6 protein-coding genes are annotated in these 5,881 nt (G+C 47.5%); 2 read left to right on the top strand and 4 right to left on the bottom strand.

Annotated features, from left to right (window positions below; all coding sequences use genetic code 11):
• On the bottom strand, positions 1 to 729 hold a 729-nt coding region (locus tag VIP81_RS12560), incomplete at its 3' end, for a hypothetical protein (RefSeq protein ID WP_331960792.1).
• A 216-nt stretch (positions 730 to 945) separates the two neighbouring features.
• Between VIP81_RS12560 and VIP81_RS12555 the strand changes: the two genes are divergently transcribed.
• On the top strand, positions 946 to 3,468 hold the full coding sequence (locus VIP81_RS12555; protein WP_331960789.1) for a hypothetical protein: 2,523 nt from the start codon (positions 946 to 948) through the stop codon (positions 3,466 to 3,468).
• Positions 3,469 to 3,538: 70 nt separating this feature from the next.
• Here the strand turns inward: VIP81_RS12555 and VIP81_RS12550 are convergent, their stop codons facing one another.
• Both VIP81_RS12550 and VIP81_RS12545 read right to left on the bottom strand, forming a co-directional pair.
• The gene (locus VIP81_RS12550) at positions 3,539 to 4,120 is read right to left on the bottom strand and encodes a hypothetical protein (protein WP_331960786.1); all 582 of its coding nucleotides are present in this window, start codon (positions 4,118 to 4,120) and stop codon (positions 3,539 to 3,541) included.
• Between the two features lie 44 nt (positions 4,121 to 4,164).
• Complete coding sequence (locus tag VIP81_RS12545; protein WP_331960784.1) at positions 4,165 to 4,569, bottom strand: VOC family protein; 405 nt, start codon at positions 4,567 to 4,569, stop codon at positions 4,165 to 4,167.
• 186 nt (positions 4,570 to 4,755) lie between these two features.
• Here VIP81_RS12545 and xth point away from each other — a divergent pair, with 186 nt between their 5' ends.
• A complete protein-coding gene (gene xth, locus VIP81_RS12540; protein ID WP_331960782.1) occupies positions 4,756 to 5,529 on the top strand; it encodes an exodeoxyribonuclease III in 774 nt (257 codons plus the stop codon).
• A 39-nt stretch (positions 5,530 to 5,568) separates the two neighbouring features.
• Here xth and VIP81_RS12535 read toward each other — a convergent pair whose 3' ends face one another.
• Positions 5,569 to 5,703, bottom strand: a complete 135-nt coding sequence (locus VIP81_RS12535; protein ID WP_331960780.1) for a hypothetical protein — start codon at positions 5,701 to 5,703, stop codon at positions 5,569 to 5,571.
• Between the last annotated feature and the right edge of the window lie 178 nt (positions 5,704 to 5,881).

The following is a 5,881-nucleotide window of genomic DNA, read 5'->3' as shown; positions in this document are numbered from 1 at the left end:
GCTGTTATTACCGGTGTCCAGTGTCACATTCAGCCGGCGGTTGTGGTCATTGATCTGTTCCCGGGTAAACAGCGCCTTGCCGTTATGGAGCAGAGTCACGGTGTCTTTATCGTATTGTTCCTGGTCAATGATTTGGAGGGCCACCACACTATCTTTCGATACCACGCGATCGTACATCCCGAAGTAAACACGATTTTTTTCGTTATCCGAATGCAGGATCCGTTGCACGCTGGAATCAGCCATTGCCTTGTTCCCGGCTTTGGTGAAGGAGGCGGCTCCCCGGTACAGAAATTCGCGCAAGGCCACTTTGGTTTGTTCATAGATCTCGTCATCCTCATCGAGTCCGCGCATCCAGATATCGAATTTATCGATCCACATTCGATGCAATGTGAGGGTATCCTTCCGGTAATCCAGGGTACCATTGAGATACCACATCCAGATCCCCAGTTTAAAAGGGGTTTGCTCCAATGGATATTTGTTGCGCCCAATGCCCAGCTGCTGCTCATTTTTTTTGGCCAGCAGCAGTTCATACCTGCCGGTAAATTCGCCGTATTGTATTTTTATAGTAGCCGGGTAGAGCATTCCGGCTTCCGGGGCACCAATATGCAGCTCCATGGTAATGGGCTTGCCTACGCCCCAGGGCTTAACAGATGTGCGCCAGATGCCCGTCCATTTGTCCGTTTGGGCGGTGGCTACCATACCGATATTGGTTAAGAGGACTAACAACAAAAAGCATTTGCTTTTCAATGGCATAAGATCATGGTTCTTTGTGCTCAATTTACTGCTAAATATTTGTATCACGATGCGTTGCCGATTTTGCTTTGTGAAGAATAACCTGCCAACTTTAGCAACCCGCTGCAATGATCAGCGAAAATACTATCACTCCTCTCCCAACAGCAGCCTATCTTTGAAGGCATTACCACGTAAGTCATCAAATACTGAATAATGAAAAAACTACACCTGGCCCTGTGGCTTTGTGCCATTCCTGTTTTAGGGCAGGCACAGGATATTTCCCTCCAAAATGACCGCATTGCAAGAACCTTGTCTTTTGATGGCCATGTATGGCGCACCACCGCTTTTACGGACCTGCGCCAACATATCCGGCTGGCCGTGAAAAGCGAGGAGCTGAATATTCTTCCGATGAATACGGATACTAGTTATGGTATTGGCGACTTCACCGCTGTAAAGGCGCCTGTTACTTTTAAGAAGCAGGATACTTCCTTTATAGAAATTACGTACAAACCGCGGAAAGTCGCTGTGGCCCTACCGGAAGAACTGCTTATTCAATATTTCCTGGTAAAAGGAGAAGCTTATACCAGGAAGAAAATCATCCTGCATTATCAGCAGGCTGCTACGGTCGACAGATTGGAAGCCGAGCGGTTTATTATCTCTGCGCCCGCTACCGGCGGCGGAAGAGGCGAACCGGTATTTGCAGATGGCAGGTGGTTTTTTGGATTAGAATATCCCGCTTCGTATACCCGTCGCAGTGATGGTAACACACCTGCCAGCTATGGCCGTTACTATGATAAAGTGGGCAACTACAGCTTTATTGATCTGGATGGCAGAGATGTAGAACCCGCGGCTGTAAAGGGAATGGTGCGACTGATGCATTTCCCCGGCTATGCCGGGGCGGAAGGAAATAGCGGATATTATATTCATAGCAAGACAGCCGTAGCTGGTTGCCGCGAAGAAAACCTGTCGGTGGAACAATCTTTCACCCGGTACTTAGCCACCATGTGGAAAGCGCCCCGCTCCTTCCTCCATTATAACAACTGGTTTGAGCCAAGGGCCAAAGACCTGAGTGGGGATGGCCTTATCAATATCTGGCGGGAATTTAAAACGGCGATTGCCCCCTATGGTGTTAAAATGGATGCCATGGTAGTAGATGACGGATGGCAGAAAAGAACCTCTGTCTGGGATCCGTCGCCTAAATATTTTCCTAATGGTCTGGCCGATGTGAAAAAGCTCAGTGCAAAGCTCAGAGAGGAAGGCACCGGATTTGGCATGTGGCTGGCCATCAACGACTATACAAATGATATTACCTGGGCTAAGCAACAGGGCTATAAAGAAGCCATCCCCAACAGCTATTTTAAACAATATGGGAGATACCTGAGTTTATCTGCCACGCAGAATAAAACAAAATTATTGCAGCAGATTCCGGAGATCATCCGGCAGACGAATGCCATTTACTATAAACATGATTTTAACGAGTTGAGCGATCTGGGCGAAGGCAACAATCATCCGGCAACAGACCGCCATGGCCATGAAGCCAACCTGGATGCGGCTATAGACATACTACTGGCTACCCGCAAAGTGAATCCGGATATTTACCAGAACCTCACCAACTGGATCTGGTTTTCTCCTTACTGGCTGATGTATGCCGACTATCTCTGGATGTTATCCGGCGATGACGGCACTAACCGGAACTGGCCGGAACTATCTACCCGTGCAACAGCCAGCACCGACCGGGACACCTATATCTGGCGCATGTTTGGCAATCCGGCAGACCGCCCACTGGTGCCTGTTTCCAGACTGATGACACATGGCATCATCAAAACCTCGGATGGCAGGATGGAAAGTAAAGATGATACGCTGCAGGACTGGCTGGAATATGTGCTGATGCATTATGGCCGGGGTACCCTTTTAAAAGAATGGTATATTTCGCCGGAAGTAATGTCGCCCGACCAATGGAAAGCCCTTTGTACGGTCGACAACTGGGCCGCAGCACATCGCAGCGCCCTGAATAATACGGTATTTGTAGGTGGTCGCCCCGACGAAGGTAACGCCTACGGCTATATGGGATGGAACGGCGATAAAGGCGTGCTGGTAGCGCGTAATACGCAGGCCAATCCACAGGAACTCGTCATTCCGTTTGATCGCTCCGTGAACTTTCCCGCTGCCTTTGGCGAAAAATATCATGCCAACATCACCTTCCCTTATCAGGACGTATATCCGCAGACGTTTGTTTCGGGTAACACCATCCGCATCCTGCTGCCCGGTTACGCGACCATGGCATTGGAATTTGAGAAAGGGAAAGCCGGCAACGCCATTACATCTCCCGAAAAAATAAATTTTAATACCCCGGGAAATACCACTACCCTCCAAATCCCGACAGACGTAAACGGCCGCTGCGAACTACTGCTGACAGGCTATCCGGAGTTGCCCACGGTAAAAATAAACGGGGATACGGTGACGGTTAAACGCCGTAATAAAGCGGCCATCAATCATTTTTCTTCTTACGCAAAAACTGGGATGCCTAGCAGCAAAGCGCGCGACTGGAATATGATATCGATAGACCTCCTGCCCTATACCGGAAAAACAGTGACCATCACCTACAGTAAAACCAGCGGTTTTGAAAGTCATTTACTGGCAGAGCGCCGGGTGGCAGCCCCCGCAGCAAAAGAAGGCAAAGGACAACTGTGGCCCATCACCAATGGTAGCAGACGACAAACCATTCAATTGTTTTAATTTGCATTCACCATAAAAAAAACCTTGTAGCGGAATATTGCTACAAGGTTTTTTATTTAACAGACAGCGATTATTTTACTTTCTTACCGACCCGGCCTTCCATACCGGCAATCATATTAATACATTCTTCCAAACGGTTAAAACATACACTGCCATCCAGCGCCAGGTCTTTTTTGGTCACATCCATTCCGCCCAAAAAGGCCTCCAGGTAGGATAAATAGCGTCCCGGCTCTTCGTAGAGTGTTTTATAAATCTGATCATTTAACTTGTCGCCTTCCTGCTGTACCGATTCACTCACCAGGTCGTTTACACCCCGCATGCCTTCCATTACTTTACTCATACTGCGTTTCAGCAGTTCCAGGTTATCCGGATCTTTTTTCCCCGTGGCAATGTTATTCCTGAACAAACTATCTGACAGCCTTTTGCGCGTTTTCTTATACACAGTCAGGTCCACTTTCAGGTCTTCCAGCCGTTGTTTCAACTGCTCTGCTTTTTCACTGGAATAAGGCTTATCAATATCATTGTTCAGGTGCTTTACCCAGGTGAGCATGCCAAATGTTACATCCGTTACCATCGGGTTGGATGATTGTCCAAATGCAGTCGTAGAAAGGATTAGCAAAGAAAACAACCATAACACTTTCCTATTCACCATTTTTTTATTCTTTGAAAGTAAGTGACAATTATATCCGATAAACGCTACCCTACCACCTCATCTTCATCCACCTCATCTTTGGGTTCCCACAGCTCTATAATGTTTCCTTCCGGATCGAGCACATGAACGAATTTACCATAGTCATATTCTGCCATCTCATCAACGATGGTTACATTTTCCTTTTTCAGTTCCGCTACCAGCTCCACAAGATTTTCCACGCGGTAGTTGATCATAAATGGTTTTGCAGAAGGATTGAAATATTTGGTATCCTGCGGAAATGTGGACCAGGCCGTAGCACCCTTTTTTGACGGGTCATCTGCGTGTCGCCACTCGAACGTTGTTCCGTATTCGCTGGTTGGCACTCCAAGGTTTTTGGCGTACCATTCGTTCATCCCTTTCGGATCCTCGCATTTAAAAAATACGCCTCCAAGGCCCGTTACTTTTTTCATGTTTAAACGTGTTGTGCGATTAAAAAAGTGATACAAAATCGGAAGGAAAAGTTCTAAAAATCTCCATCTATTTTTGGACATTACCAAATCTGTTTTCCCCTGTTTTTTAAATACACCTAAATACTTCCTATATTTAACCGGCCTGATTTTTATTATTGCATCGAATATCTAAAACCGATCACTGTCATGAAAATAGCCACGTATAATGTAAATGGTGTCAACGGACGCCTTCCTGTATTGCTTCGCTGGCTGGAAGAAACAGCGCCGGACGTAGCCTGTTTGCAGGAGCTAAAAGCGCCGCAGGAAAAATTCCCGGAGCAGGCGATCCTCGATGCCGGCTACCATGCCATCTGGCATGGACAAAAAAGCTGGAACGGCGTAGCCATTCTATCGCGCAGCCCCGACATAAAAGAGCGCTGCCGGGTTTTGCCCGGCGATCCGGAAGATCTCCACAGCCGTTATATTGAAGCGGTGATTAATGATATCGTTATTGGTTGCCTTTATTTACCGAATGGTAACCCCGCGCCGGGTCCAAAATTCGACTATAAACTGAGCTGGTTTAAACGCCTCGCTGCCCATGCGCAAGATCTGCTGACACAAAAAATCCCGGTGGTATTAACGGGCGACTTTAACGTAATGCCTACGGAACTGGATGTATACAAACCGGAACGCTGGGTGAATGATGCACTTTTCCGGCCGGAAACCCGTGCAGCCTTCCATGAGCTGGTAGCACAGGGCTGGACAGACGCCATCCGGAAGCTACATCCTAACGATAAAATTTATACTTTCTGGGACTACTTCCGCGATGCCTACGGACGCGATGCGGGCTTACGTATTGATCATTTCCTGTTGAGTCCTTCCGTAGTTCCCCGCCTCGTGGCAGCTGGGGTAGACAGACATGTGCGCGGCTGGGAAAAGAGCAGTGATCATGGCCCTGTATGGATGGAATTGAAAGATTAAACAACCAGCCCCGTGGCAAGTGCGGGGCTGGTTGTTTGTCTACCTGTAATATCCGTGATAGTGATGATGATAATGAGGAGAATGATAATATCCGGGCCTGTCGCGGACTACAAGGCAACTGCTTAATCCGGATACTAATACTGCGGCGATGATAATATACTTGAACGTTTTCATGATTGTCTGTTTTGATTATGCGTGAATCAATGGAAGTTAAGCGTCTGCAGGCTGTTTAATCTTCTTATGCTACAGTAAATGACAAAACTGTGCCAGAGTACCGTTGCGACTGTTATCTAGTGTTAACATATTTTCTCTTCGTCTCAAATGACGCATGAGGGCTCTCCTTGCCGTCATC

The sequence above is a fragment of the Chitinophaga sp. genome (assembly GCF_036566945.1).
GTDB lineage: Bacteria > Bacteroidota > Bacteroidia > Chitinophagales > Chitinophagaceae > Chitinophaga.
This window is presented reverse-complemented; position numbering and strand designations above follow the sequence as displayed.

What these genes read in the sequence shown, in the direction of transcription:
- VIP81_RS12545 (WP_331960784.1), bottom strand. Translation starts at nt 4,569, where the DNA reads ATGAAAAAAGTAACGGGCCTTGGAGGCGTATTTTTTAAATGCGAGGAT.
- VIP81_RS12555 (WP_331960789.1), top strand. Translation starts at nt 946, where the DNA reads ATGAAAAAACTACACCTGGCCCTGTGGCTTTGTGCCATTCCTGTTTTA.
- VIP81_RS12535 (WP_331960780.1), bottom strand. Translation starts at nt 5,703, where the DNA reads ATGAAAACGTTCAAGTATATTATCATCGCCGCAGTATTAGTATCCGGA.
- VIP81_RS12550 (WP_331960786.1), bottom strand. Translation starts at nt 4,120, where the DNA reads ATGGTGAATAGGAAAGTGTTATGGTTGTTTTCTTTGCTAATCCTTTCT.
- xth (WP_331960782.1), top strand. Translation starts at nt 4,756, where the DNA reads ATGAAAATAGCCACGTATAATGTAAATGGTGTCAACGGACGCCTTCCT.